The sequence below is a fragment of the Stutzerimonas stutzeri genome (assembly GCF_024448935.1).
Lineage (GTDB): Bacteria > Pseudomonadota > Gammaproteobacteria > Pseudomonadales > Pseudomonadaceae > Stutzerimonas > Stutzerimonas stutzeri_AO.
Genome location: NZ_JAMOIE010000070.1, coordinates 1 through 26,500 on the forward strand (window position 1 = coordinate 1; position 26,500 = coordinate 26,500).

General features: G+C 61.7%; 19 protein-coding genes, 1 pseudogene and 1 CRISPR repeat array. Of the genes and pseudogenes, 7 read left to right on the forward strand and 13 right to left on the reverse strand.

The window, feature by feature from the left end; translation table 11 throughout:
* Positions 1-33 precede the first annotated feature (33 nt).
* Positions 34-1,405: direct repeats of the CRISPR family, unit length 29 nt; unit sequence CGGTTCATCCCCGCGGGTGCGGGGAACGC.
* 66 nt (positions 1,406-1,471) lie between these two features.
* The 13 genes and pseudogenes from cas2e to NA637_RS17875 all read right to left on the reverse strand — a co-directional run.
* A complete protein-coding gene (cas2e, locus tag NA637_RS17815) occupies positions 1,472-1,771 on the reverse strand; it encodes a type I-E CRISPR-associated endoribonuclease Cas2e (RefSeq protein WP_256073635.1) in 300 nt (99 codons plus the stop codon).
* Complete coding sequence (cas1e, locus tag NA637_RS17820) at positions 1,771-2,697, reverse strand: type I-E CRISPR-associated endonuclease Cas1e (RefSeq protein WP_256073636.1); 927 nt, start codon at positions 2,695-2,697, stop codon at positions 1,771-1,773. Before cas1e ends, cas2e begins: the two co-directional genes overlap by 1 nt.
* A 2-nt stretch (positions 2,698-2,699) precedes the next feature.
* Positions 2,700-3,527, reverse strand: a complete 828-nt coding sequence (locus tag NA637_RS17825) for a KilA-N domain-containing protein (protein ID WP_256073637.1) — start codon at positions 3,525-3,527, stop codon at positions 2,700-2,702.
* Between the two features lie 31 nt (positions 3,528-3,558).
* The gene (gene cas6e, locus NA637_RS17830) at positions 3,559-4,173 is read right to left on the reverse strand and encodes a type I-E CRISPR-associated protein Cas6/Cse3/CasE (RefSeq protein WP_256073639.1); all 615 of its coding nucleotides are present in this window, start codon (positions 4,171-4,173) and stop codon (positions 3,559-3,561) included.
* A gap of 30 nt (positions 4,174-4,203) precedes the next feature.
* The gene (gene cas5e / locus NA637_RS17835; protein WP_256073640.1) at positions 4,204-4,902 is read right to left on the reverse strand and encodes a type I-E CRISPR-associated protein Cas5/CasD; all 699 of its coding nucleotides are present in this window, start codon (positions 4,900-4,902) and stop codon (positions 4,204-4,206) included.
* 3 nt (positions 4,903-4,905) lie between these two features.
* The gene (cas7e, locus tag NA637_RS17840) at positions 4,906-6,051 is read right to left on the reverse strand and encodes a type I-E CRISPR-associated protein Cas7/Cse4/CasC (RefSeq protein WP_256073641.1); all 1,146 of its coding nucleotides are present in this window, start codon (positions 6,049-6,051) and stop codon (positions 4,906-4,908) included.
* The gene (gene casB / locus NA637_RS17845) at positions 6,048-6,560 is read right to left on the reverse strand and encodes a type I-E CRISPR-associated protein Cse2/CasB (protein WP_256073642.1); all 513 of its coding nucleotides are present in this window, start codon (positions 6,558-6,560) and stop codon (positions 6,048-6,050) included. The genes cas7e and casB overlap by 4 nt, the downstream gene beginning before the upstream one ends.
* Complete coding sequence (gene casA / locus NA637_RS17850; RefSeq protein ID WP_256073643.1) at positions 6,557-8,095, reverse strand: type I-E CRISPR-associated protein Cse1/CasA; 1,539 nt, start codon at positions 8,093-8,095, stop codon at positions 6,557-6,559. Before casA ends, casB begins: the two co-directional genes overlap by 4 nt.
* Complete coding sequence (gene cas3 / locus NA637_RS17855; RefSeq protein WP_256073644.1) at positions 8,092-10,776, reverse strand: CRISPR-associated helicase Cas3'; 2,685 nt, start codon at positions 10,774-10,776, stop codon at positions 8,092-8,094. The genes casA and cas3 (NA637_RS17855) overlap by 4 nt, the downstream gene beginning before the upstream one ends.
* Before the next feature lie 215 nt (positions 10,777-10,991).
* Complete coding sequence (locus NA637_RS17860) at positions 10,992-11,315, reverse strand: DNA-binding protein (RefSeq protein WP_256073657.1); 324 nt, start codon at positions 11,313-11,315, stop codon at positions 10,992-10,994.
* Between the two features lie 29 nt (positions 11,316-11,344).
* Complete coding sequence (cas3, locus tag NA637_RS17865) at positions 11,345-14,020, reverse strand: CRISPR-associated helicase Cas3' (RefSeq protein ID WP_256073647.1); 2,676 nt, start codon at positions 14,018-14,020, stop codon at positions 11,345-11,347.
* Between the two features lie 586 nt (positions 14,021-14,606).
* The gene (locus NA637_RS17870; RefSeq protein ID WP_256073648.1) at positions 14,607-16,256 is read right to left on the reverse strand and encodes an acyl-CoA dehydrogenase family protein; all 1,650 of its coding nucleotides are present in this window, start codon (positions 16,254-16,256) and stop codon (positions 14,607-14,609) included.
* 414 nt (positions 16,257-16,670) lie between these two features.
* Positions 16,671-18,593 (reverse strand): annotated as a pseudogene (locus NA637_RS17875) (sensor histidine kinase); the annotation flags it as partial.
* Between the two features lie 265 nt (positions 18,594-18,858).
* On the opposite strand from NA637_RS17875, the gene NA637_RS17880 reads away from it, so the two are divergent.
* The 7 genes from NA637_RS17880 (at position 18,859) to miaB (ending at position 26,470) form a co-directional block, all read left to right on the forward strand.
* Positions 18,859-19,653 (forward strand): hydroxymethylpyrimidine/phosphomethylpyrimidine kinase, encoded by a 795-nt coding sequence (locus tag NA637_RS17880; protein ID WP_256073649.1) that lies wholly within the window; start codon positions 18,859-18,861, stop codon positions 19,651-19,653.
* 13 nt (positions 19,654-19,666) lie between these two features.
* Positions 19,667-20,305, forward strand: a complete 639-nt coding sequence (thiE, locus tag NA637_RS17885) for a thiamine phosphate synthase (RefSeq protein ID WP_256073650.1) — start codon at positions 19,667-19,669, stop codon at positions 20,303-20,305.
* Between the two features lie 61 nt (positions 20,306-20,366).
* Positions 20,367-21,650: a glutamate-1-semialdehyde 2,1-aminomutase gene (gene hemL, locus NA637_RS17890; protein ID WP_256073651.1), complete on the forward strand. Its 1,284-nt coding sequence runs from the start codon at positions 20,367-20,369 to the stop codon at positions 21,648-21,650.
* On the forward strand, positions 21,647-22,285 hold the full coding sequence (locus NA637_RS17895) for a hypothetical protein (protein WP_256073652.1): 639 nt from the start codon (positions 21,647-21,649) through the stop codon (positions 22,283-22,285). The genes hemL and NA637_RS17895 overlap by 4 nt, the downstream gene beginning before the upstream one ends.
* 123 nt (positions 22,286-22,408) lie before the next feature.
* On the forward strand, positions 22,409-22,939 hold the full coding sequence (locus tag NA637_RS17900; RefSeq protein ID WP_256073653.1) for a tetratricopeptide repeat protein: 531 nt from the start codon (positions 22,409-22,411) through the stop codon (positions 22,937-22,939).
* A gap of 235 nt (positions 22,940-23,174) precedes the next feature.
* A complete protein-coding gene (locus NA637_RS17905; RefSeq protein ID WP_256073654.1) occupies positions 23,175-24,800 on the forward strand; it encodes an acyl-CoA synthetase in 1,626 nt (541 codons plus the stop codon).
* Between the two features lie 341 nt (positions 24,801-25,141).
* Positions 25,142-26,470 carry a tRNA (N6-isopentenyl adenosine(37)-C2)-methylthiotransferase MiaB gene (gene miaB, locus NA637_RS17910; RefSeq protein WP_256073656.1) on the forward strand — a complete coding sequence of 443 codons (1,329 nt, stop codon included), beginning with the start codon at positions 25,142-25,144 and terminating at the stop codon, positions 26,468-26,470.
* Positions 26,471-26,500 lie beyond the last annotated feature (30 nt).

The window sequence follows — 26,500 nt, forward strand, 5'->3', positions numbered from 1 at the left end:
CGTCCGTGTGATGGCGTCGAGGGTGTCCTCGATCGGTTCATCCCCGCGGGTGCGGGGAACGCAGGGCTGCAACCTCTTGGAAAAACTCGTAACGCGGTTCATCCCCGCGGGTGCGGGGAACGCTGGAAAATAGCGGCGGTTTCAGGATCTAAATCCGGTTCATCCCCGCGGGTGCGGGGAACGCCCGAATGATGCTCCTGGGGATGGAGGAAGAAGCGGTTCATCCCCGCGGGTGCGGGGAACGCTGGCTGGCGGCCTTCTCTGACCGCTCGACACTCGGTTCATCCCCGCGGGTGCGGGGAACGCGACAATGCTCGCAGCAGTCCATCAAATGGTGACGGTTCATCCCCGCGGGTGCGGGGAACGCGTAGTACACCTGTGCTGCAGCTTCTATTCCATAGGTTCATCCCCGCGGGTGCGGGGAACGCGTCACGAGAGCGGCGCCTATGAGGCTATGGAGCGGTTCATCCCCGCGGGTGCGGGGAACGCTCGGCTGGTCTTTGGCGAGCGACGTCTGCGTGCGGTTCATCCCCGCGGGTGCGGGGAACGCGTTGAGATGGCCGACTTGCCGCCGATAGCGGCCGGTTCATCCCCGCGGGTGCGGGGAACGCGCTGGGCACCTCTTTCCGGCGCTCGCCTGGGTCGGTTCATCCCCGCGGGTGCGGGGAACGCAACAACATCAGAAAGGCACGTGAAAACAAGGGCGGTTCATCCCCGCGGGTGCGGGGAACGCTCGTACTCTTCGAACGTCAGAGCCGACTCAGGCGGTTCATCCCCGCGGGTGCGGGGAACGCGTAAAGATCGCCAATTGTCAGAAGGATGGCGGCGGTTCATCCCCGCGGGTGCGGGGAACGCCGCTTTTGGGTCGTGCCGATCTTGCCCCGGTACGGTTCATCCCCGCGGGTGCGGGGAACGCGTTGGCGGCGGCCTGTTCAACTATCGGCCTATCGGTTCATCCCCGCGGGTGCGGGGAACGCGTACTTTGCCAGTGTCGGCTGCAGGCTCAGCGCTGGTTCATCCCCGCGGGTGCGGGGAACGCTGGTCGTCGCTGTTTTCCAGCTCCTGCATGGCCGGTTCATCCCCGCGGGTGCGGGGAACGCTGTCAACGGGAATTTCTATCCAAATGAGTGGTCGGTTCATCCCCGCGGGTGCGGGGAACGCTCATCAGCGATGAGTACGACTGGCAGGAAGAACGGTTCATCCCCGCGGGTGCGGGGAACGCTGGCCGAGGTGATCCGCCACTACTACACCGAGCGGTTCATCCCCGCGGGTGCGGGGAACGCGCCCTATCCCAGCAGACCGAGCCCACCGACGCCGGTTCATCCCCGCGGGTGCGGGGAACGCGTCCTTCAGCTTCTTGGCGCGCTTCGGCTTTGTGGTTCATCCCCGCGGGTGCGGGGAACGCTCTTAGCGTAACCGACTGTTCTTGAAAAGAAAAATCGAACGCTAAAAATTTACCAACTTTTCATTGTTAAAGATCGGAATTGTCAAGAGGCCGGAAAGCGACCAGATGCAGGCCATCGAACTCCACCGGGACACGACGATTGGCCCCTAGGGTTTGAAACTCGTAACCGGATTCGTGATTGCTGGCCCAGGCCATCACCACGTTGCCGTCTTCGTACCCCTCGCGCAGATGCTCCCAGATCATCTCCCGGGTGCGTTTGGACACATCGCCGATATAGACGCCGGCCCGCACTTCCAGCAGCCAAATAGCCATGCGCCCACGCACGCGCGGCGGGACGTTTTCGGTGACCACGACCAGGAAACTCACTACTGCGCCCTGTGCCCGGCGTCGCCGATGCTTTCGGGGTTGGGAATGGCCGGCGGCACGGATTCGGGCGGTGCCTCGGGTGGCAAAATGCCGCCGGCGGACAGCACCTCTTCGATGGTGGGGATGATCTTCGCCAGGATCTTGCTGGAGCGAAACAGATCACGGCAGCCCAGGCGCACTTCCCGGTCCGGCTGATGGGGCGATTTGGCGGCGATCCTGAAGGCCAGGGGCACCACGGTCTCGAACTTGAACAGGTCGGCGATATCGTAGACGAAGGACAGTGGCTTGCCGGTGTGGATAAAGCCCACGGCCGGCGCATAGCCCGCCGCCAGCACTGCCGCTTCGGTGATGCCGTAGAGGCAGGAGGTGGCCGCCGACAGACAGCGGTTGGGGATATCTGCCGCGTCCCACTCCTTGCGGTCGTAGTTGCGTGAGCGCCAGTCCACACCGTACTGCTTGGCCAGCAGCTTGTAGGTTTCGCGCACCCGCGCGCCTTCGATCCCGCGCAGTTGCTCGACGCTGCGCTTGGCCGGCGCCGGCTCCTGGAAGCGCAATTCGTACATCTTGCGCACCACCTTCAGGCGCAGTTCATCGTCCAGCGCCAGCTTGGCCTGGTAGAGCAGGCGATCGGCCCGCGCCCCGCCCGGCTGACCGCTGGCATACAGGCGCACGCCGGACTCCCCGACCCACACCAGCAGGGTGCCAACGGTGGAGGCCAGGTGCACCGCGGCATGCGATACCCGTGTGCCGGGCTCGAGCATGATGCAGGCCACCGAACCGACCGGGATATGCATGCGCACGCCGGTCTTGTCGATCACCACGAAGGCGCCGTCCTGCACGTCGATCTGCCCGTACTGGATAAAGATCATCGACACCCGATCTTTCATCGGCAGGGGTTTTAGCGGTGGCAGCATTGTCCCGGCCATGCTCAGCCCTCCTCGCCCGGCGCTGCCAGCGACGACAAACTCACGGCGAGCAGTACGCGCATCTGCCGAATCGCCAGTTGATTCAACTTCACCAGGCGCTCGGCTTGCGGCAGTCCTTCGGCGATGGAATGCGCGTTCATCGATTCCAGATTGGCCAGGCAGACCAGTTGATGCACGTTGGCATGGTCGCGCAGGTTGCCTTTCAGCTCGGGGTTGGCATCCCGCCATTGCCTGGCGGTTACACCGAACAGGGCGACGTTTAGCAGATCCGCTTCACTCGCATAGACAAAGCCGATCTGCTGTGCCGTCAAATCGTCAGGAATCAGGTTGTCGCGGATGGCATCGGTATGAATCAGGTAGTTGACCTTGGCCAGGTTGCGCCGGATGTCCCACCCCAGTTGCTGGAACTCCTGATCCTTGAGGCGTTGGAATTCCTTGATCAGATAAAGCTTGAACTCCACCGAGATCCAACTGGCGAACTCGAAAGCGATGTCCTTCTGGGCGAAGGTGCCGCCGTAACGCCCGGCCTTGGAAATCAGGCCGATGGCGGCAGTCTGCTCGATCCACTGCTTGGGCGTCAGGGTGAAGCTGTTGAGGCCGGCCTGTTTTTTAAAGTCATCGAATTCGATGACTTTAAAATCCGGATTATTGAGTTGCTCCCAGATCCCCAGAAACTCGATAGTGTTCCGGTTACGCAACCAATTGCCGATGATGACGCCGGTACGATTCGGGTTCTTGTAGCGGGCGATATCGGTGATACAGATGTACTCGATACCGCCGCGGGTCACCGTGGCGATGTCGTTGTCCAGCACCTGCAGTTTGGCTTTCATGCTGTAGCGCCCTCCCTGGACTGTTGCGGGCTCATGCCCGTGCAACGCTGAGCAGACCACAACCGAAGGCCTTGGCCGGGCCTATGCCCGTCTTCAAAGCGCGGCTGAAAGCCTGCAGATTTTGCACCTGCAATATCCCCTCGAAGCACGCCCGCTGCACGCTGATTTGCCCCTCCCCTTTGCGGCTGTTCAACACATCGCTGGCCGTTACCAGCGCGGCCTCGACACTGAAGCCATGGCGCTTGCCCTGACGCCCCAACCACGCAAGCTGCTCGGCTTCGCCCACCAAGCCGTAACGCTTGCCTTGGCGAGTGACGGTCGGATTGGCCTGCAAGCGGAAGCGGTAGCGACCGCCGCCTTCGACCCATTCTTCGAGCGCCAGATGTTTGCTCTCGACAGGCCGTTGCAGGTAGTTGAGCAGGGCTTGCAGCGCCGACCAGTCGGCTTCGGCAGCGGCCTGCACCAGCACCACGGGCGTGGCCCAGGCATTGCTGCCCGCCTCCAGCCGCCAGAGAAAACGCGCCGGCAGGCTCTGCGCATCTGCTGCGAACGCCCGCGCCAGGGTGCGGTGCATTTCATAGGCATCGCCCAGATCACGGCGAGCCTGGGCGCTGCGTGGATCAAGCGTCAGTCTGGTCAGGTACATATTCCACTCCTGCCAAAGAACAACATGGCTTTACTGACAAGTTGCATGGTTCACCTCCCATTTCGGCGTGACCCACTCCGAACGCACATGACGCGCACCAAAACGGCGTGTGGAAAAGGACGATAGCGGTTGATCCATGCGCAGCACACCATTGCCATCCTGTGATTCCAGCGATACCAGCAGGCGATCCGGGACACCTTCATTGCGCCGCGATGTCGTCAGCCAAGGGCGGGCCGCCAGTACAGGCAATAAGGGCGCGTCAACTATGCCGCCTTCTAACCAGATCGACTCAGATGGCACATAGGATTTCCTACCCAAGGCCAGTGGCCAGACCGGGTTTTGCAAGGCTATTTGAATGCGTTCCAGCAGGCTGAGATCCGGCCCTTCCAGTCCGACAAGAAAAACTGCGTCAGCAAGATAGTGCCGCTGTGAGATCACGCCGTCCTTGGATAAAGAGCCATCGGCTCGAATCATGTTGTCGCTCGTAGCACAACCCGCCGTCTGGTAATCACGCTTCAGCACACCGGGCCGGTCGTGACGCACCCCCATGACAAGCCTTACCAACGGCTCCAGGTCGTCCCAATTCTCACGGTCAATCCCCAATGCGGCGGCAAGCAGCCCAAGCACACCGGACTTGCTCGGCTCTTTGCCCGTGTCGCGCTGGTCAAAGCGGCTGGTCGTGCCCCAGGATTGCATCGGCCCGGCCAGCCTCAAAAGCAAGGTAGGCATGGTTTACTCCTGCAAATCGGCGAGTACAGCGGCGAGCAGCGCCTCAAGTGAGTCGTGCTCTGCTCCCAAACCACCGACGCCAGCCTGCAGGACATTGAGCACATGGGTCTTGCCCTTGCGCGGATAGGCTTTTTCGAGCGTGATCGCTTTCGCTGCCAACGCCTCAGCCGATTTGCACGTCAACGACTCGCCGGGCTTGGCGCGAATCGCGGTTTCAAAGGCGTTGGCAAGATTGCGCGGGGCCGCATCGCGCCCCAGCGTCACGGTGACGAATTCGGGCGGGTTATGTGCAGCAAAGCTGTTCTGTTTGCCGGTGGGCTCGGCGTGTACGAAACCCTGCAGAAATACTCGCAGCCCTTTCGTTGCCAAATCGACGTCGCCCTGCAGATTGGTCAACAACTTCTCCCAATCGACCACGGCGTAGCGGTAATAGCACGCCGAATTGAATTCGACCGTACCCATCATGTCTGCGCCCGCAGTGTCCTCGGGTTTGAGATCGTCCACCGCTGTGTAGAAATCGAATTCGCGCTCGATAGTGTGCGTCGAGATCGCGTGTGCAACTTGGCAAGCGGCGTACTGGTTCTTCTCGGGCATGACGGCGAGCATGCGCCCGAACAACGCGATGTCCAGTGACAGTCTCGATTTGTTCTCCTTTCCATCAATCGAGTCTGTGATCCTTTTGGCGACCTCACCGCCGACTTTCGCTTTCAGCAACTCATCAAAGTTGCCTTCGATAGCGACAGCGAGCGCATCAATTTCCGAATTGCTCAAGAACAAAAGGACGTCGGTCTTTAATTGGCCGTTCTTTTTGTCCTTTTCGATTTTAACTTTCTTATCGCCAGCGCCAATGCAGCCGATTGCTGCAGTGACGGCCTTCTCCAAGTTCTCAGCCGAGTACATTTTGGAACCATTGACCTTTGGATCAATTCTTGTGATGAGCGAATCAAGTACCCGCTTTGTTCTCGATGCGAAGTATTCCTCGTTCTCCGCTTTGAAATACTCTCGTAACGCACGCTTGTTGCACTGGCTCGACACCCGCCCCCGTCGTGTGCCACCAAAGAATGCATCCTTGGGCGCCCCCGTATCGTCACGGTTGAGATTGGACGGTGCGAAGTTCTGCAATACATGAATCTCGATCAGGGTTTTCATGCGGAAGTCTCCGTTTCGGCATCAAGGGATTCAGAAGAAGTGAGGGTGAGATAGAAATCTCGCGCCCATGTGTTCTGCACGCGCTTATCGTCGCGATTCCAGAACAGCAGGTCGCTCAATAAACTCTGGAAATCGAGCGGCTGCTCGTTCAGCAGTGCAACCATCTGGCGCAACCGATGAGGGAGCTGCTCGCGGTCGGCATCCAGCAGATGGATGAAACGCCGTTCGGTACTCGCCGAACCGCTCTTGAGTTGATGAAGGGCACACGCACTGGAAAGCGCTGTGACAGGAGCGGTACGGCCCTCGCGCCAATGCGCCGCCCATAAACCACCTGCGAGGTAATGCACCTGTCTGCGCCAGCCTTCCACCTCGCCTTTGAGAAAAGGCTCGACGTAGGGATAAGCCGGAATGTGTGCAGCGGGATCGAATGCAAGGCTGCGCCGCAGCACCGCACGCACCTTGCTCTCACGCTCATTGGTGTCTTCCAGCCATGCGATGAATCCAGTCATGTCGGTTGCTCCTGGGATTGGCGGTAGGCTTCGTAGCGCTTAATTTCCTTGTTCAAAACGCCAAGTTGCTTGTTGATGGCAGCCTCGGCACGAACCAGCGCACGAATCGCCCAGGCGTCACCGGTCGAAACCGACGCGGCGTGTTGCCGCCAGGCATTGAGCAAAGCCGAGCGCAGGGTTTTAAGCCAAGTGAAACGGATGTGATCGGGATCGGACTCGCTCGTGTAGCCGAGCAGCACGTCGTGGAAGGCGGCTTCGAGGGTGGACCAGTAGGTTGCACTTGCAGGCATTTGCTTAACGAATTGATCAATATCGCTCTTTTTCAGCGATCTATCACCGCGAGTGAGTAGGTTGCGAGCAAACCCGTTGCAGGCCGTCGCCAAGGCACCATGAGTTGTCTCCGCACCTGCAAGCAGCTCATGGATTTCTTGGCGTACAGACTGATTTGCGACCAATGCTTCTGGAAGCGTAAAACGCTCAAAACGCCAAAAATTGATCTTTGCTTGACCGGGAACATTCGATAGCCCAAGGGCCAATACAGACCTTGGGAACCGTGTTCGCTGCAACCGAGTTAGCGTAACTACGTTATCGATCACTTCCGGGGCAAGTTTTGCATCGTCCGGCAACAGCGAATCGAAGTCACGCCACAGCCCGCGCTCTTTGAACTGGATCGGCAGCTTTCCGTTCTTATCGTCGATGCGATAACTCAGCATAGGGTCGAGGCTGTCTTTCGAAGCGTTTTCCACTCCGGACGCAAAAGCGAGCTCGCACACGCCATCGCTTTCATCGCCACGTAATCGGACTGACCGGGTGCGCCAAGTGTAACGGTCGCAGTACCCCATAATGGCGCGCTTCGCCCCAGCCTTGAGACTCACCAAAGATTCCGGTTCTCTTTCCCAAACCGGCAGGTCTGTGGAGAGCACTGCACGATTCTGTGGCACAAGGTTCAACAACAAGGTGTCTTCCAGTTGAAGCCCTAGCGGTATGACCATCGCCGCCGTTGCCGACGGCGCAGTGCCAGTGTGAGACAACTCGCTTTTGCCCGCGCTCACCGAGAAGGTCTGCGCCGCCAGCAACCAACGCGCGGCAGCCGCCGCCGGAACAGCTTCGGGACACGTGACATCAATATGGTCGAATAGAACCTTGGCATTGTCGGCGTTATGTTCAGCTGCAAGTGCGGTCCAGGCGCGCCAGACCTTTGGCTCAAAGCCTGGAATCTGAAAGAAGGGATAGCTCTCGTCGAACAACCAAAACCGATCTCGCCATTGTTCGAGGTAAGCGCTGATGCGCTCTGCGGGCAAACCGGACTTGAACCACGCCTTGGCCTGATCGATGTCCGTCGGCCCTTCGAGGGCACGATAGAGCACGGCAAGCAGGAAGCGATGTAACGCGGCAACGACCAGAGGCGACGCATCTTCGATCACAGCGATTTCCTTGGCGTGAAGCAAGGTGTCGCGGATGCCAAGCTCAATGCGCTCGCCACTGTGCTTGCGAACGGGAATCCAGCCTTCGTCGATCAGGTTGAACTGGCTCATGTGGTCTCCTTGCTTTCATAAATTAACCCCAGTTCATCCGATAGCCGGACAACTGAGTCCTCGACCCAGTGCCCCTCGGCATCAAGGCATAGCGGATAGGCGTTGCGCAGCAAAGCGCTTTGCCTCCAGCCATCGGGGACACCTTGCGTCTGCAGTCGCTTGACGATGCCTTTGCGCGAAAGGCTCATGGCGCGAAGGAACCAGGTTTTGGCTTGAGCAAAATCGGGGACAGCGGCTGGGTCGAAAGCATCCGCATCGAGAAGGGGAACGACGACGACGGAATCTTCGCCAAGCCGCGTTCTGACCTTGAGGCTGGCGTGAACGCCAGGCTCGTCATCGTCATACAGGGTAAAGCGCGCGCCGGTCTTCCATGAGGCATCGTCGGGCAAACCGATGATGGCCTGATGCGCCGCGCCGACATGAGCATATTCGTCGCCGAGCGCATCCAGCATCGCCCGGTTTAGGCGCTCTTCCAGGGATGCTTCGACTTCAACCTCTTCTTCGTAGACGGCGGCTACAAGCGTGTCGATCTCTTCCGGTAATTGCAGGGTCGCTTTGTTACGCAGAAGGCTACGGGTGCGGAGCAACACATCTTCGCGATAGACAGCGCTCCACCACAGCGGCTTGCCGAACGAAGGTGCTGGGTCTTCCTGCAAGCCGGCGATGATAAGAGTCGGCTCACCCAAAGGGCGCTCACCCCGCTGGTGACGCCACAGTCGCCCGGCACGTTGCAGCAGCAGGTCGATGGGGGCGAGGTCGGTCGCCAGCACATCAAAATCGAGATCCAGGCTTTGCTCGGCGACCTGGGTAGCGATGAGGATTTTTCTGCCCGAACGTGAGATGGATGCACCCCGCACTGGCGGGCCAAAAATCTGCAGCACGGCATCCTCTCGGCGCTGCCTCGCATCGGCGGGAAAGCGTGCATGGAACAGGTAAATCTCTGTGCCATCGGGAAGACGCTTGCCGATCGACTCACCATCGATATTGATGGACTCCCCATCGCCATAGTGCCGATACAAGTCCTGCGCGCGCTGTACGGTATTGGTCAGCGAAAGCGCGTAACCGCCGTCGACAAGCTGCGCGTCAAGCGCGGCCTTGATCGCCAGAAGGTCGGCAGCGATAGGCTGGATATGAATCGACAGACGACGCTTGGGATCGGCATCGAAAGGGAACTGCCGCACGACCTCATTCGGTTGGTAAACCGACAGGCGCGGATAGATGGCCTCCTGCTCTGGGATTTGCTGGCCGACCAGCCCCGCAAGTTGGCGGCGAACTCGTGGCGGCAAGGTCGCCGAAAGAAGAACCACCGACGTCCCGAGGGCCAGCAGCCAGCGCAGCAGGTGGAGCAGCAGCGTACCGGTGTAAGCATCGTAAGCATGGATTTCGTCGAACACCACAACGCGGTTCGCCAGTCCCCACAGGCGCACGAACTGGTGGCGCACCGGCAGGATGGTCAGGAGCGCCTGATCAATGGTGCCGACACCGTACTCGGACAGCAACGCACGTTTCTTGTGAGTGAACCACTCACTGGCGCGCACTTCTCCGCCTTTGGCCTCGTCGTATATGCCGCCAGCCTTGAGCCTCTGGAAGTCATCGTTGAGCAGTGCGCCACCGTGCAGTAGCTGCAGATCCAAGTGCCGCTCACAACGCTGATCGCGCAAAAACTTGAGTACACGACCGAACATGGCGTTACCCGTCGCCTTGGTCGGCAAGGCGACGTACAGACCCCGATGTCCGAACCGCCGCTGTAATTCCAGATGAGCGTAGAGCGCCGCCTCGGTCTTACCCTCGCCCATAGGCGCTTCAACCAGCAAGATCGCGGGCCGATCCAGAGCAATGAGCGCGTCGGCCATCGCCTGCTGCAAGGGGCGCGGTGGAAATCCAAAGACCTGATCGAACGGCAGAGAGGCCTTCGTCAGCGGCAGGCGAGGCAGCCAACCCAATTTATCGAGCGCGGCTTTCGCGTGGTTCTCGTGGCGTGTCTTGAACCAGTTCAAAAGATCGCCACAATCATCCGGCGCGCCGAAGCCAAAGTAGGTTTCGTTCGAGCCAATCCAGTCGGCAAAGCTGGTCAACCCTGCCAACAACATGAAATCCGGGCCAGACAGCATGGATTTGGTCGGTGCTTTGGCTGGTGCGAAAACTTGCAATACGGAGGCAAAAATAGCTTTTCGTGCCGTACGCCATTCAGGCTTACCCAGTGCACGACGGTTGCCCTCCAAATTGTCCAGCGTGCTCGGGCTTGCCCGCTCACCGTGGTGACAACCGATAGCATCCGCAGCCAATTCCGCCAGCTCCGGCGGCCATCCCTCATTATATAGAAATGCAGAAACATCGATCTGGCTAACGAACGCGTGATTGATAGCCGTATCCGGGCTGGGGCCGTTATCCAGCCCCGACAGATTCTTCCACTTGCACTGAAACCCAGGGCAACCCTTGCCCAAATCGTGACAAGCGATCAAAAGCAGCAACCAAGGACGCGCCTCCGACCACTCAAGATCAAGCACAGCTGCGAAACGGTTACGGGTGCTCTCAGGCTCACGCTCCAGAATCGCATCAGCACAGGCTGCGACATCCAGCAAATGCAGTACAAGGGGGTGCCACAAGTCCACGCCATCCAAAGATCGCTTCGATTTAGCCCAAAGATGATGTATGGCCGTATCCAATCCTATGGAATCCATTAACTATCCTTCATCACTACTTCTATTCCCTTGATTGAGATAGGCAAGCGAACTTCCCTTCACAGGCTGAGCCTTGCCCCAATAGGCAAAGTACCGGGGGACTTGCGGATCATCCAGTGCACTATTCATCGCAGATATCCAACTCCATGGTTGTGCTCGCAAGTTTCTCTTTTTGTGCTGCTTACCTTAGCTGCTCATATCCAGCGGCGTTGCCGCTACCCCTCCCTCACCCCCTGCACTTCAATGGCCACCCCCAAATTACGGCGCAGGGCATCGAAGATCGCCGCCAGATTGTCCATGCCGGGGTTGCCGCTGGCCGAGAGCATGCGATGCAGGCTCTTGCTCGGCTTTTGCGTGGCTTCTGCCAGGTTTTCGAAGCCCAGGGTGGCGTTGACCAGGTCGCGCAGGATCAGCCGCGCCGCGGCCGGTTCGCCGTTGAGGAACAATGTCGCCGCCTCGTCGAGCAGGGCGCGGGAAAACTCCGGGTCGCACTGCACGCGCTCGACGACGGTTTGCTTGAAATCTCGGTTCAAAATCATGGCGCTCTCTTTGCCTTGGCTGCGCTTGATCATGCCTTGCCCTCGCCCTTCTGGTACAGCAGGCCCAGTTCAGCATCCAGGCGTACCGTCAGTTGGCCGATCTGCAGGCAACCATCGGTCAACCGCAAAGGCTTGAGATGGCGCAACAAGGGATGTTCGGCAAAGGCGTGCGGCGCTTCCTCGGCCTGGAAGTGCTTGACCAGTGCCTTGCGCGAGGTTTTCAGCTGGCGGGCATAGAGCTTCTTGGCCAGGGCATCGGGCAGTAGCTGTGCAGGATCGAAGGCATCGCCATCGGGCGTCAGGCTCCAGCCGTCGGGCACCACATGCACCGGGATCAGGGTGATGGAATCCTCGCCAAGGCGGGTGTAGTTGGGCAGACCCAGGCCCTCTTCGCCCTCTTCGCCCTCTTCGTAACCGCGACACTTCTGCAGGTAGGCATTCTGCGGCTCGGCCTCTGGGTCGATGGCCACGTTGAGTGCCATCATCCGTTCGGTCTGGCGTTTGCCGAGGTGGCAGCCATACGCCACATCCTCGATAAAGGCGCGATCGGCCTCGGCGAGACCGGCCGGCAACTCGTCCTCGCCATACACCGCCTGCACCAGCCGATCGATATCCCGGGGTAGCTGCAACTCGGCTCTGCGTGACAGCAGCGCCCAGGTGCGGCCGAGGATGTAGGGCTCGTAGATATATTCCCAGGCGGTGGTTTTCAGGTCGGGTAGATGCTCGGAGTCGAGGCCGGCGACGTACAGCCGCGCCTCGGCGTGGGCGGTTGGTCGCGTGCGCTGGTGGCGATGCAGGCGGCCGGCGCGCTGCAGGATCAGGTCGACCGGTGCCAGGTCGGAGAGCATGAAGTCGAAGTCGATATCCAGGCTTTGCTCGGCCACCTGGGTGGCGATCAGCAGGGCCTTGGCCGGCCGCTCGCCGTCCTGGCCGAAGCGGGCCAGTACCTGTTGTTCCTGCTCGCCGCGCTGGTCGGCGGGGAAGCGCGCGTGGAACAACAGCAGGTACGCATCCTCGCCTAACTGCTCCCTGAGCTTGAGGTACAGAGTCTGGGCGCGGTCCACGGTGTTGACGATCAGCGCGCCGCAGCCGCCATGCTGCAAGCGTTCCAGGGCGCAGGCGGCCAGGCTGTCGAGATCCTCGGCGACCGCCTGCAGGCTGATCGGCGGCAGCGGTCGAGACTCGCAGGTGGCGCCTTGCAGGCCACGGTTATCGGCCAGCAGCAGGCGCGGATAGGGCAGCTCGGGAATTGCCTCGTTCGCCACACCCCAGGCTCGCAGCAACGCATCGCGGCGTTGCGCGGGCAGGGTCGCGCTCATCAATACCACCGAGCTGCCCATGGCCTTGAGCCAACGCAACAGGGCCTCGATCAGGCCGCTGGTGTAGGTGTCATAGGCATGCACCTCGTCCAGCACCACCACGCGGTTGCTCAACCCCCACAGACGCACGAAGTGATGTTTGACGTTGAGCGCGGCGAACAACGCCTGATCCACGGTGCCGACGCCATAGGGCGAGAGCAACGGACGGCGGCGCTTGGAGAACCAGGCGGACGAGGCCACGCTGTCGCCGGACGCGCCATGGATGCCGCGCAGTTGCACAACCTGCTCGTTGAGCATCGCACCACCATGCACCAGTTGCACATCCACGGCGGCCTCGCCGGCAAAGCTGCGCAGGAAGGTCAAGGCGCGGCTGAACAGCGCATTACCGGTGGCCTGGGTTGGCAAGGCGACATAGAGACCGCGATGCTGGTTGGCGGCCTGCAAACGCAGGTGGGCGAGAAAGGCCAGTTCGGTCTTGCCCTCGCCCATCGGCGCTTCGACCAGCAACAAGGCCGGCCCCTGCACGCCTTCGAGCAAACGGTCGGCTTCGCGCTGCAAGGGGCGAGCGCTGAATTCGGGTTGCTGAACGATGCGCCCGATCAGTTGATCGGCATCGGCCGATTCACTCAATAATGGCCGGTAATGAGCCCAACCGACAGCGGCCAAGGCTATGTCGGCGCGCCTTTTGGCGTCGGCGTGATGCTCGGCCAGCAGGTCGTAACGCTCGCCCAGGGGAAACCACTCGGGATTGGAACCGATCCAGTCTGCCACGCTGGTCAGCCCAGCCAACCACTGCACCGCGGGCATGGACAAAGCCTCGAGTTGCGGCACGCCCTGCGGCGCCAGCACGGCCCAATAGGCCTCGAAGATTTCCCGACGCGCTTCGCCCCAGGCCGCCGGCTCGAAGGGCGGCTTGGCGCGATTGAATTCATTCTGGCTGAAGTTGTAACCATGATGGGCGCTGATGGCCTGCAATGCATGGCGGATCCACAGCAGATGCTCGATACCCCGCCGCGGCAGGTGCTCCCACAACAGCGCGGCGCTGGCGCAGGCATGGTCGGTGACACTCAACGAGCGCGGCGGGAATACCATGCCCAATGCCTCGACCGCCTGGCGCCCCTCGGGCCATTTGTCCTGGAACCCGGGGATGGCCTTGCCGAAATCATGCAGCCCGACCAGACAGGCAACCCAGCGCGCCACATGCTGGCGCTCCAGGCCCAGGGCCTGCGCCGCCCAGTCGAGGCTGCTTGCTGGCTCGTGCTGGAGCATGCTTTCGGCCAGCGCCGCCACATCCAGCAGGTGCGCCAGCACGCCATGACCAAAGCCGTCGCCGCTTTTTGCCCAAAGCCTGCGCGCCTGTTCGCTGCAGGAAGAAAAGCGCGTCATTGCCGGTGTCCTTCGCAGCAAGCCCGGCGGACACAGACGGAATAGCGCTTGTGTCTCGTCTTCCCGGGCTGGGGCAACCCAGCAGCCAGCAAATCCATTTAAATCTTCCTGAAGCAATTCCGGGAATCGTCATGGATGGCGCATAGCCATCAAAGCGCAGCGAAAGACAATCACAACACCTCGAAAGCTGCAGGTAAACAACTGTGCAAACACACAGGGAAACTTAATCACCGGGAGCATGGCGTGAATGGCAGACAGTTCGCCTCGGTATCCGTCGATGATCCACCACTTCGCCATGAATGCCGGCACCGGGACGGAGTCCGCTCGTATCGAAACCTGCTGATTTTTGTTACATATCTAGTGAAAAAAGATCGCTATTGCCGTAAAAGCGCAGCTGCTTTGCCGAACTACGGAGGCATCAGCTCCGAACGCTGCAACACCGGCACGCCTCTTCAGGCCCACCAGCGTCGCAAGGCAGCACGAGCGCCAGTGGCGACATGCTACTGGATAGCGAGGAACAACATTTTGTAGCCGAGGGGTTTGGCACGCGGCAGGAATGCGTACACATGTTCATCTATAGCTCCTGTCACCGGATCTGCAGCACACTGCGCGCCAACAGCGCACCGATGTCGAGCCCGCGCGGCAGGGTGCCGAAGACCCGACCGCGGCCTTCCAGGCGACTGGCGATAAAGGCGTCGGACACGGCGCTGTTGCCGGCCTCAAGCAGCAGCTTGGCCTGCAGCGCGACGGCTACGTCTTCGGTGAGCTGACGCGCGCGGTACTGGATGTCGCCTTTATCGGCAAAAGCCGTTTGCAGCCCTTTGATGTGGTGCCGCAGACGCACATCGCCATGACCGTCGCCCAGCTCGGCGAACAGTACATCCAGCACACCGGCCTCCTTGGACAGCGCACGCAGGACATCCAGGCACTGCACGTTGCCCGAGCCTTCCCAGATGGAGTTCACCGGCGCTTCGCGATAGAGGCGCGGCATGATGGTTTCCTCAACGTAGCCGGCACCGCCGAGGCATTCGCTGGCCTCGGCGACCATTTCCGGGGCGCGTTTGCAGATCCAGTATTTGCCGATGGCCGTGACCAGCCGGGCGAACTTCTCCTCCTGCTCGTCGAACGGATTGTCCAGCGCGCGACCCATGCGCAGGGTCAGCGCCAGCGCAGCCTCGCTCTCCAGCGCCAGGTCGGCCAGCACGTTCTGCATCAGCGGTTGTTCAATCAAGGCGCGACCGCCCACTTGCCGATGCGTGCAATGGTGCACGGCCTGGGTCAGCGCTTGGCGCATCAATGAGCTGGAGCCGATCATGCAATCGAAACGGGTCGAGGCGACCATCTCGATGATGGTCGGCACGCCGCGCCCCTCCTCACCGATCATCCAGGCCAGCGCGCCGCGGTATTCGACTTCGCTGGATGCATTGGACCAGTTGCCCAGTTTGTTTTTCAGCCGCTGGATATAGAACTGGTTACGGCTGCCATCGGGCCTATGCCGCGGCAGAAGGAAGCATGACAAGCCTTGTTCGGTCTGCGCCAGGGTCAGGAAGGCGTCACACATGGGCGCCGAACAGAACCACTTGTGCCCGACCAGTTCGTACTCCTGACCTGGACCGCGTGCCCCGACGGGGTGTGCGCGAGTGGTGTTGGCGCGCACATCGGTGCCGCCCTGTTTTTCGGTCATGGCCATGCCGATGGTGACACCGCTTTTCTGCGCCATCGGCAGGTTGCGCGGGTCGTATTCCCGGCTGAGGATCTTTGGCAGCCAGACGTCGGCAATCCCGGGCTGCTGTCGCAGGGCGGGAACGCTGGCATAGGTCATTGTCAACGGGCAGCTGCTGCCGGCCTCGGCCTGATTGTGCAAATACATCAAACCGGCACGCGCCACCTGGGCGCCGGATTGCGGATCGGTCCAGGGCAGCGACGGGATGCCATGGGCAATCGCGGCACTCATCAGCTGGTGATAAGCCGGATGAAACTCCACCAGATCGATGCGGTGGCCGTAGCGGTCATGGCTCTTGAATACCGGCTTGTTCTCGTTGGCCAGAAACCCGGCCGCCATCAGCGGTCCACCGGCCAGCGCGCCGTAAGCATCCAGCCGCGACTCGGCCCAGCCACCCTTATAACGTCGCACCCATTCCTGCAGCGGCAGGTCGAGTCGGTACAGGTTGGCACCGTCCAATGGCGGGACCTGATTCAGCACCTCGTGGGTTTCGGCGTATTGCAACAGACTCATATCGGCTCTCCTCGGCAGATGCGGCAAGGGGCCCGACGGCATGCACCGGGCGATCAGCGATACTCACCGCTGTCACTGCCAATGAATCGCCGGGCCGACGCGGGTACCGGCTGGCGGGCACCCACCAAGGAAGTGAAGCACGCAGATAGGCCGGGCAACAGTGAGGTTTCGGCCAAAGTCTGCGCGTTGCAAGGGCGGAACAGGCCGAAGCCGTAGGCGCAGACGCTTGGCAGGCCGTTGAAAAACCCAGGCGAGGCAGGCAAGACAAGGCGAAAAGGACCGAGGAAGCGGACCGGGCTCGCGATCGAGTTTACGGTTGTAAATGAGCATTCCGAGGGGCTTTTCAACGCAGGATTGCCAACGGTGGTTCTTCAACCGCCTGTTAGCGTTGCATCCTTAGCTCAGTCCCACGGGCAGCAAAACCTGGAAGCGGCTGCCGCGACCCGGTTCTGATTGGCAGGACACCGTTCCGCCCTGCAACTCAACCAGCTGTTTGCACAGCGACAGGCCGATTCCCAGACCACCATACGGGCGAGTCATGCTGCCATCGAGCTGACGGAAAGACTCGAACAGCGAGTCATCGATCGGCGCGTCGAACCCCACTCCGGTATCGATCACCGTTACATCCAGCATGTGACCGGGCGCCGTCTCGTATCCGTTGATCGAAAGCGTGACGCCCCCACGCAAGGTGAACTTGATGGCGTTGTCGAGCAGGTAGCCGAGGCTCTGTTTCAGCTTGCCGGCGTCGCCAACCAGTATTTCCGGTAGCTGGCCATCGAGCTCGAGGTCGAAGCTCAACCCGCGCGTTGCAGCCCGCGCGCCGTACTCCGCATAAAGCTCATCGGCCAACCGCGGCAAGCTGAACGGCGCGTTGCGCAGCCGCAACTTGCCCGCCTGCAGTTCAGTCAAGGCGAGGATGTCGTTGACCAGCTGCATCATGTCGCGTGCCGATCCGCTTGCGATGCGCTGGTACTGCTCAAGCTCGCCACTCAGTTCCAGGGTGCGCATCAGGTCGAGGCTGCCGATCACGCCGTGCATCGGAGTTCGTAATTCGTGGGTGACGTTGGCCAGAAACTGATCCCTGAGACGGTTGCTCTCGGCCAGTTCGCGGTTCATGGCTTCGAGTTTACGCCCGGTATCCATGAGCACCTGGCCACGCTCTTCCTTCATCATGTTGATCCGGTCGGCCAGGGCCAACGACAACAGCGCCACCTCGAGCGCCGCGCCGATCTGGCCGGCATACAGGGTGATGAACGTATGCGGCAGGTAACCCAGCACCATCAGCGTGTTGATCTGTCCGCCGATGAGCAAGGCCGACCAGGCGATCAGGAAATAGCGTGCAACGCGCATCCCTCGATGCCAGGCCACAAGGGCGGCGACGAAAATAACCAGAATGAACCAGAGTGCAAGGAAGGTCGCCATCCGCAGCGCCAGCGCGTAACTGGTGGTCAGCGATACGATCATCGTCACCGCCCCCAGCCCCATCAGCAGCATCAGGGCACGGTCGATCCAGGGGCTGTGCTCGCTGGTATGCAGAAAGCTGCGCGCGAACTGACAGCCGAACAGGCCCGCCGCACCGATGAGAAATGGCGTCGAGGCATTGGCCCACCACGGCCAGTTCGGCCAGAGATACTGAACGCCAAGGCCGTTCACCGATACCTGATATAGGCCGAACGACGCGATGTAGAGGATGTAATAGAGGTAACTGCGATCACCGACGCTGAGGTAGATAAACAGATTGTAGAACAGCATCGCCAGCAACACGCCGTAGATGATCGCCAGCACATAGATGTGCCCGGATTGTTCTTCCAGGTAGGCCACCGGCGACCACAGGGTGAGCGGGATCTGAATCGAGCCCTGACTTTCCAACCGCAGGTAGATTCGCTGTGGCTGGTTGGGTGTCAGTGACAATTCGAATAGATGGTTGCGTTGCCTGATCTGGCGCTCATGGAACGGCAGCGCATCGCCGCTCTGCTGCGCCAGGCGATAACCACCGCGACCATCAGGCAGATAGAGGTCGAGATGGTCGAGCGGCGGATACGCCAGCTCCAGCCACCAGCGGCTGTGTTCGGCTGGCGGCTCGGCACGGTAGTTCAGGTCGATACGCAGCCAGAACGCCGAGCGTGAGTAACCGGCATTGAGCACATCCTCCTGGCTCTCGACGAAGCGACCCGCCGCATCGAGCGCGACCACCTCTGCGATGGTGGCTTCGCGGCTGGGGTCTTCCAGCACCGCCATGACCTGGCCGAGTGGAAGACGCTGGGTATTGCTGTTGAGCTCGACGGCACCCGACATCGCTGGCAGCAGGGCGAGCAGTAACAGAAGGATAGGGTGCATGGGCAGGCAATCCGTCGAGCTGCGCCAGAAGAACCCTCGTTCTCCCGAATACACGCAGCCGAAGCTAAGTAATGGCACTTTAACATGATGCTGGCGCGACGGAATCGACGCCATGCGTGCCGCCGGACGGACGGACGCGGTGGCGGCCGCGAGCCGTGCCGGCGCGAGCTGCCCGGGAGGATTGGTGATAAGCTCGCACGCCATGAAAACCCGGCTGCGCGAGCCCCGGCCGGACCCACCACACCATGACCCGGGGAACCCATCGATGTCCGGCCATTGCTCCCGCCCTGTCGTTCTTTGCCTTTCCGGCCACGACCCGAGTGGCGGTGCCGGGCTACAAGCCGACATCGAAGCGCTGATCGCCCAGGGCTGTCACGCCGCCCCGGCGGTCACTGCACTGACCGTTCAGGACACCGTCAACGTCATCGACTTTCGCGTGCTCGATGGCGCATGGGTGCTGGCTCAGGCTGACGCCGTCATAGCCGACTTGCCAGTGGCCGCGGTCAAGCTGGGCATGCTCGGCTCGGTTGAGATGGTCGAGACCGTATTGGCAATCATGCAGAAGCTGCCTGGCATCCCTCTGATCTGTGATCCGGTGCTGCGCGCCGGTGGCGGCGGCGCGCTGGGCAAGGACGAAGTCGGCTACGCCATGCGCGAACGGCTGTTTCCTGTGTCCACCATTGCCACTCCGAACCTGCCGGAAGCACGGATTCTTGCCGAGCTCCCGGAGGGCAGCGCCGATGAATGCGCGGAAAAGCTGTTGCCCTTCATCCGTCACCTGCTGATCACCGGAGGCCATGGTGACGAGACCGAAGTCCACAACCGGCTCTACTCGCGCGACGGCAGCCGCTACGATTTCAGCTGCCAGCGCCTGCCCGGCAGCTATCACGGGTCCGGCTGCACCCTGGCCAGTGCGTTGGCCGGGAGGCTGGCGCTGGGCGAGGACCTGGCCAGCGCGGTGAAGTCCGCCCTCGATTACACCTGGCGCACCCTGCGTGACGCCGAAGCACCAGGCCGCGGCCAATATATTCCACGGCGCCTGCCGCTGGATCTGGCATGACCGGAGCGCCACTATGAAAGACACCAAACTGCGCGGGCTCTATGCGATCACCGACAGCAAGCTGTTGGCCGACGGGCGGCTGCTGCCCTACGCCGAGGCGGCGCTGAAAGGCGGTGCTCGGCTGCTGCAATACCGCGACAAGTCCGAGGATGACAGGCGTCGCCTGCGCGAAGCCGAGGCCTTGCGCGAGCTGTGCGATCGTCACGGCGCGCAGTTGATCATCAACGATGATGCCGAGCTTGCCGCACGGCTGGGCGTAGGCCTGCACCTCGGCCAGGAAGACGGCTCGCTCTCGGTAGCCCGCGCCCTGCTCGGCCGCAAGGCCATCATTGGCGGGACCTGTCATGCGCGCCTGGACCTGGCTGAGCAGGCGATCCGTGAGGGCGCAAGCTATATCGCGTTCGGCCGATTCTTCGACTCCAACACCAAGCCCGGCGCGCCCTCGGCAACGCCTGAACTGCTGGCAGAGGCGCGGCAGCGGTTCAGCGTGCCGATCACCGCGATTGGCGGCGTGACGCTGGACAACGCGCCAGGCCTGATCGCCAGGGGCGCCAGTCTGATCGCCGTCGTCCACGCCTTGTTCGCTGCCGAGTCGGCGAATGAGGTCGAAGGCCGTGCGCAGGCCTTCAGCGAACTCTTCGCTATCCACTGAACACGGTACGGCTCCAGTCGTCGTGCTCCTCAAACCCATTCCTGTATCGAGAGAGGTCACTATGTCCCGTTCCGAAACCCTCTTCGCAAGTGCTCAGAACCGAATCCCAGGCGGCGTGAACTCACCGGTACGCGCCTTCCGCAGCGTTGGCGGTACGCCGTTGTTCTTCAAGCACGCCGAGGGCGCCTATGTCACCGACGAAGACGACAAGCGCTACGTGGATTACGTCGGTTCCTGGGGCCCGATGATTCTGGGGCACAGCCATCCCGATGTACTCGATGCGGTCCGCAATCAGCTGCAACATGGTCTGTCCTACGGCGCACCGACCGCCATGGAAACCGAAATGGCCGAGCTGGTCTGCAGTCTGGTGCCATCCATGGAGATGATGCGCATGGTCAGCTCCGGCACCGAGGCGACCATGAGTGCGATCCGTCTTGCCCGCGGCTACACCGGACGCGACAGCATCATCAAGTTCGAAGGCTGCTACCACGGACACTCCGACAGCCTGCTGGTCAAGGCCGGTTCGGGCGCGCTGACCCAGGGCGTTCCCAGTTCTGCGGGGGTACCGGCAGCATTCGCCAAGCACACCCTGACGCTGCCCTTCAACGACCTGGCCGCTGTCGAGCAGATGCTCGCCGAAGTGGGCAGCGAAGTGGCGTGCATCATCGTCGAGCCGGTCGCCGGCAACATGAACTGCGTACCGCCAACGCCCGGTTATCTGCAGGGGCTGCGCGAGCAGTGCGACAAGCACGGCGTGGTGCTGATCTTCGACGAAGTGATGACCGGCTTCCGCGTGGCCCTCGGCGGCGCTCAGACCCACTACGGCGTCACCCCGGACCTGACCACCTTTGGCAAGATCATTGGCGGCGGCATGCCGGTCGGCTGTTTCGGCGGCAAACGCGCCATCATGGAGCGCATCGCCCCGCTGGGCCCGGTTTATCAGGCCGGCACCCTGTCCGGTAACCCGTTGGCGATGGCGGCCGGCTTGACGACGCTGAAGCTGATCAGCCGCCCCGGTTTTCACGAAGAACTCACCGCTTACACCACGCGCATGCTGCAGGGCCTGAAAGAGCGGGCTGAAGCAGCCGGCATCCCGTTCGTCACCACCCAGGTAGGCGGCATGTTCGGTCTGTATTTCAGCGAAGCGGACAACATCGTCACGTTCGACGACGTCATGGCCAGCGACGCCGAGCGCTTCAAACGCTTCTTCCACCTGATGCTCGAGGGCGGCGTCTATCTGGCGCCCAGCGCGTTCGAAGCCGGCTTCACCTCCATCGCTCATGGGGATAAGGAGCTGCAGATCACCTTCGATGCCGCCGAGCACGCCTTCGCCCAGCTGAAATGAACCTGATCCCCGACCTGCTACAAGCCGTGCTGCTGACCCTGACGGGGCTGGCGAGCGCCATCTGGATCGGCAGCGCCCGGCGCGGCTACGGCGAGCCGGATCAACCGGCTCTGTTCTCGGCACTGCTTGCGTTCAGTCTGGCGGCCGGGACAGGTGCATGCGCGGCGGCACGCCTAGCGCTCGGTGCGGATGCGCTCGAAGCGGAACGCTGGCTGCTGCAGGCAACCTTGCTGCTTGGCTTGCCGCTGGTCGGCGTGGTCGCGCTGACGCTGTCGCGCAGATGGATCTGGAGCCGCCCCACCTGGGGCCGTGTGGTGATTGGGTTATGCGCGTTTTTTGAACTGGCCAGGCAGCTGGGCTGGAGCGCGCCGTATGCGCTTTCGCTGGGTTTGCTGAGCGCTCTGCTGGTGGTGTATGCAGGCTTGCTGCAATGGCCTGCACGCCTACAGGCCGCGGCGGGGTTGGCTGGCGGCGTTTTACTCATGGCGCTGCTCCCCTGGGGTGGGCTGCTGCTCAGCTCCAACCCGCTGCAGGCCTATCAGCAGCTGTGGCTGGCACTGGCCATTCCGATCATCGCCTGGCTATTGCTCCATCTACCCGGGAATATGCGAGAAGAAAGCCCTGCGCCCACATAAAAAGCCGCAAGCCTGCCGTTAAAGCCTTTGTAAGCAGGCCACCGCTTATCCATAATGTGACAGTCGGCTCGTTTCACGCCGAACCTTTCAGTCACCGCCCTGATCTTCGAGGCGCCTTGATTCATGACTTGCACCGGTCGCAGCCTCACGCTTGGCTGCCTGCTGCTACTCACCCCCCTGCTGGGCATGGCGGGCGGCAACTCGCTGCTGATCCCCGCCACTTCCCGCTGCGCGCTGAACACCGTCCCGGAAGCGATGAACGAAGCACTACGCGCCTGCGAACACGCCGCCAATGGGGGTGACCTGCAGGCGGCCTATGAGCTCGGTGACTATTACTACAACGGCCGGCGCGTTCCACGTGACCTGGCCAAAGCGCTGCACTGGTTCGAGCAGGCCTCACTGAAGGGACACGCATTGGCCCAGCATCGGCTCGGCGTGATGTTCTTTCGCGGTGAAGGTGTGCCCGCCAACAACGTCCAGGCTTACGTTGTGTTGAAGATGTCGGCGGTCAATGGCGAAGAAGAGGCGCTGGATACTGCCGATCGTGTCGCGGCGCAGATGGGCCGTGAGGAACACGAAATCGCGACTCAGGTCCTCGGGCAGATCTTTCGTGACTACCTGATGGACCTGCAGACCGCCAGCGAGGGTCGCTGACACCCGTGGTCCGGACTTGGACGGAGGTTGTCTGACGGAACGGCGGAGTTGCTCATATACGACGCCCTATCCGACCGGTAAAAAAGCTATACCCAGTCCGATTAGTTACGGCTATGCTCCCGCAACCCCAGGGAAAAGCCGTGCAGCTTTTCCCGGGATCTGCCGGTCGCCGCATCACTTGAGCAGTACCGACGACCGCGCCAGCGCCAACAAAAAAAGCCAGCGGATAACTATCATGTCGATTTTCGAGCAGGACCTCGCACCCTCCTCCGTCAACCATGTCGCGCTGACCCCGCTCAGCTTCATCGAGCGCAGCGCCAGCGTCTACCCGAATCACACTGCCGTGATCCATGGCGCCGTGCGACAGACCTGGGCCGAAACCTACCAGCGTTGCCGCCGCCTGGCTTCAGCCTTGCAGGGCCGCGGCATCGGCCGCGGCGATACCGTGGCGGTGATCCTGCCGAACATCCCCGCGATGCTCGAAGCGCACTTCGGCATCCCCATGCTCGGCGCGGTGCTCAATCCACTGAACATACGCCTGGATGCCGAGGCGATCGCCTTCATGCTGCACCATGGCGAAGCGAAGGTGCTGATCGCCGATCGGGAGTTCCACCAGGTGGTGCGTGAGGCGCTGATGCTGCTGGACCATCCGCCATTGTTGGTGGAGGTGGACGATCCCGAATACGGCGAAGGCGAACCCCTGACTGATCTGGAGTACGAGACGCTACTGGCCGAGGGCGACCCGCAGTTCGCCTGGCAGTGGCCGGACGACGAATGGCAGGCGATCTCGCTGAACTACACCTCCGGTACCACCGGCAATCCCAAGGGCGTGGTCTACCATCACCGCGGCGCCTATCTGAACGCCATGGGCAACCAGATGACCTGGGCCATGGGTCATCATCCGGTCTACCTGTGGACCCTGCCGATGTTCCACTGCAACGGCTGGTGCTATCCCTGGACCGTTACCGCCCTGGCCGGCACTCATGTGTTTCTGCGCCGGGTCGATCCGCAGAGGATCCTCACCCTGATTCGCGAACACCGGGTCACCCATCTGTGTGGCGCGCCGATTGTCCTCAATGCACTGGTCAATGTGCCCGAGTCGGCCAAGGCTGCGATCGAGCACCCTGTTGCGGCGATGGTCGCCGGTGCCGCGCCACCGGCCAAGGTAATCGGCGCGGTGGAGGCCATGGGCATCCAGGTCACTCACGTCTACGGGCTTACCGAAGTCTATGGTCCGGTCACCGTCTGCGCCTGGCACGCCGACTGGGACGCGCTGGATCTGCAAAAACGCGCACGCATCAAGGCCCGCCAGGGCGTACGCTACCCGACCCTGGACGGCCTGATGGTCGCTGACCCGAAGACCCTTGAACCGGTGCCCGGCGACGGCACGACCATCGGCGAAATCTTCATGCGCGGCAATACGGTGATGAAGGGCTACCTGAAGAACCCGGGCGCGACCGCCGATGCCTTCGCGGGCGGCTGGTTCCATACCGGCAACCTGGCGGTCCGTCATCCGGACGGCTACGTGGAGATCAAGGACCGTCTCAAGGACATCATCATTTCCGGGGGAGAGAACATCTCGACCATCGAGGTGGAGGACTGCCTGTACGACCACCCTGCCGTCCTCGAAGCCGCCGTGGTGGCTCGCCCCGACGAACGCTGGGGCGAGACGCCATGCGCCTTCGTGACGCTCAAGTCCGGGCAGGAAGGGCTGCGCGACAGCGACCTGATCGACTTCTGCCGCGAGCGGCTGGCGCATTTCAAGGCGCCGAAGACCGTGGTCTTCACCGCACTGCCGAAAACTTCCACGGGCAAGATCCAGAAATACGTACTGCGCGACTGGGCCCGCGCGCTAACTTAACTCGATGAAAGGCGGAATCATCATCGGTGCCGGCATCGCCGCGCTGATGGGTGAGATTTCCAGCGGCCGGCGCCTCGCCAACACGCCAGTTGATAAGCGGGGCCGCGTCGGACCGAAGGCAAATCAGGGCTCCTGCGTAGCCCGCAGTCGGCTCGACCCAGCCCGGCTCGACGAGGTGATACTCGTCCAGGCCGCGCTGTGCATCGGCGATAACCAGGGTACGGCGCTGAGCGTGGAACGCTCGCTGATGAGAAGGCGTCGCAGACCGGGCGCACCCTTCCCCCGATCCAAGGCCCGGCCTATAATCGCCGGTCATTTTCTGCACAACGCTGGCCCGCAACATGACCCGCAAGCTCTATATCGAAACCCATGGTTGCCAGATGAACGAGTACGACAGCTCGCGCATGGTTGACCTGCTGGGTGAGCAGCAACCTCTCGAGATCACTTCAAATCCGGCGGAAGCCGATGTGATCCTGCTCAACACCTGCTCGATTCGTGAAAAGGCCCAGGAGAAAGTCTTCTCCCAGCTCGGTCGCTGGCGTGAGCTCAAGCTGGACAATCCGCAGCTGGTCATAGGTGTCGGCGGCTGTGTGGCGAGCCAGGAAGGCGCGGCAATCCGCGACCGTGCGCCCTATGTCGATGTGGTGTTCGGTCCGCAGACCCTGCACCGTCTGCCGGAAATGATCGATGCAGCGCGCACCACTAAAAAGCCGCAGGTTGACATTTCCTTCCCCGAGATCGAAAAATTCGATCGCCTGCCCGCGCCGCGCGTCGACGGGCCGACTGCCTTCGTCTCGGCCATGGAAGGCTGCAGCAAATACTGCACCTTCTGCGTGGTGCCTTACACCCGCGGCGAGGAAGTCAGCCGGCCGTTCGACGATGTGCTTGCCGAAGTCATTCACCTGGCCGAAAACGGCGTCCGGGAAGTCACGCTGCTCGGGCAGAACGTCAACGGCTACCGCGGCTCTACCCATGACGGCCGCATCGCCGATCTGGCCGAACTGATCCGCGTGATCGCGGCCGTCGATGGCATCGACCGCATCCGCTACACCACCAGCCACCCACTGGAGTTCTCCGACGCGCTGATCCAGGCGCATGCCGAAGTGCCAGAGCTGGTGAAGTACCTGCACCTGCCGGTACAGTCGGGGTCGGATCGGGTGCTGGCCGGGATGAAGCGCAACCACACGGCACTCGAATACAAGTCGCGCATCCGCAAGCTCAAGGCCGCCGTACCGGACATCCTGATCAGTTCTGACTTCATCGTTGGCTTCCCAGGCGAAACCGAGAAGGACTTCGAGCAGACCATGAAGCTGATCGAGGAGGTTGGTTTCGACTTTTCCTACTCCTTCGTCTACAGCTCGCGGCCGGGCACGCCAGCAGCGGATCTGCTCGACGAAACCCCGGAAGACGTGAAGAAGCAGCGCCTGGCGATCCTGCAACAGCGGATCAACCAGCAGGGCTTCGAGAACAGCCGACGGATGGCGGGCACGCAGCAGCGCATTCTCGTCACGGACTACTCCAAGAAAGACCCAGGCATGCTACAGGGTCGTACCGAGCACAACCGGATCGTCAATTTCCGTTGCGACAATCCACGGTTAATCGGACAGTTTGTCGATGTGCACATCGACGAAGCGCTGCCGCACTCGTTGCGCGGCACGCTGCTGGGGTAAAAACAGGCTGGAGGCTGGAGGCTGGAGGCT

Bases quoted from the DNA above. Each gene is read 5' to 3' on its own strand.
- cas6e (WP_256073639.1), bottom strand. From the start codon at position 4,173: ATGTACCTGACCAGACTGACGCTTGATCCACGCAGCGCCCAGGCTCGC.
- cas3 (WP_256073644.1), bottom strand. From the start codon at position 10,776: ATGGATTCCATAGGATTGGATACGGCCATACATCATCTTTGGGCTAAA.
- casB (WP_256073642.1), bottom strand. From the start codon at position 6,560: ATGACTGGATTCATCGCATGGCTGGAAGACACCAATGAGCGTGAGAGC.
- NA637_RS17880 (WP_256073649.1), top strand. From the start codon at position 18,859: ATGTCCGGCCATTGCTCCCGCCCTGTCGTTCTTTGCCTTTCCGGCCAC.
- NA637_RS17905 (WP_256073654.1), top strand. From the start codon at position 23,175: ATGTCGATTTTCGAGCAGGACCTCGCACCCTCCTCCGTCAACCATGTC.
- NA637_RS17860 (WP_256073657.1), bottom strand. From the start codon at position 11,315: ATGATTTTGAACCGAGATTTCAAGCAAACCGTCGTCGAGCGCGTGCAG.
- NA637_RS17870 (WP_256073648.1), bottom strand. From the start codon at position 16,256: ATGAGTCTGTTGCAATACGCCGAAACCCACGAGGTGCTGAATCAGGTC.
- NA637_RS17895 (WP_256073652.1), top strand. From the start codon at position 21,647: ATGAACCTGATCCCCGACCTGCTACAAGCCGTGCTGCTGACCCTGACG.
- cas7e (WP_256073641.1), bottom strand. From the start codon at position 6,051: ATGAAAACCCTGATCGAGATTCATGTATTGCAGAACTTCGCACCGTCC.
- cas1e (WP_256073636.1), bottom strand. From the start codon at position 2,697: ATGGCCGGGACAATGCTGCCACCGCTAAAACCCCTGCCGATGAAAGAT.
- thiE (WP_256073650.1), top strand. From the start codon at position 19,667: ATGAAAGACACCAAACTGCGCGGGCTCTATGCGATCACCGACAGCAAG.
- cas5e (WP_256073640.1), bottom strand. From the start codon at position 4,902: ATGCCTACCTTGCTTTTGAGGCTGGCCGGGCCGATGCAATCCTGGGGC.
- NA637_RS17825 (WP_256073637.1), bottom strand. From the start codon at position 3,527: ATGAAAGCCAAACTGCAGGTGCTGGACAACGACATCGCCACGGTGACC.
- cas3 (WP_256073647.1), bottom strand. From the start codon at position 14,020: ATGACGCGCTTTTCTTCCTGCAGCGAACAGGCGCGCAGGCTTTGGGCA.
- hemL (WP_256073651.1), top strand. From the start codon at position 20,367: ATGTCCCGTTCCGAAACCCTCTTCGCAAGTGCTCAGAACCGAATCCCA.
- casA (WP_256073643.1), bottom strand. From the start codon at position 8,095: ATGAGCCAGTTCAACCTGATCGACGAAGGCTGGATTCCCGTTCGCAAG.
- NA637_RS17900 (WP_256073653.1), top strand. From the start codon at position 22,409: ATGACTTGCACCGGTCGCAGCCTCACGCTTGGCTGCCTGCTGCTACTC.
- miaB (WP_256073656.1), top strand. From the start codon at position 25,142: ATGACCCGCAAGCTCTATATCGAAACCCATGGTTGCCAGATGAACGAG.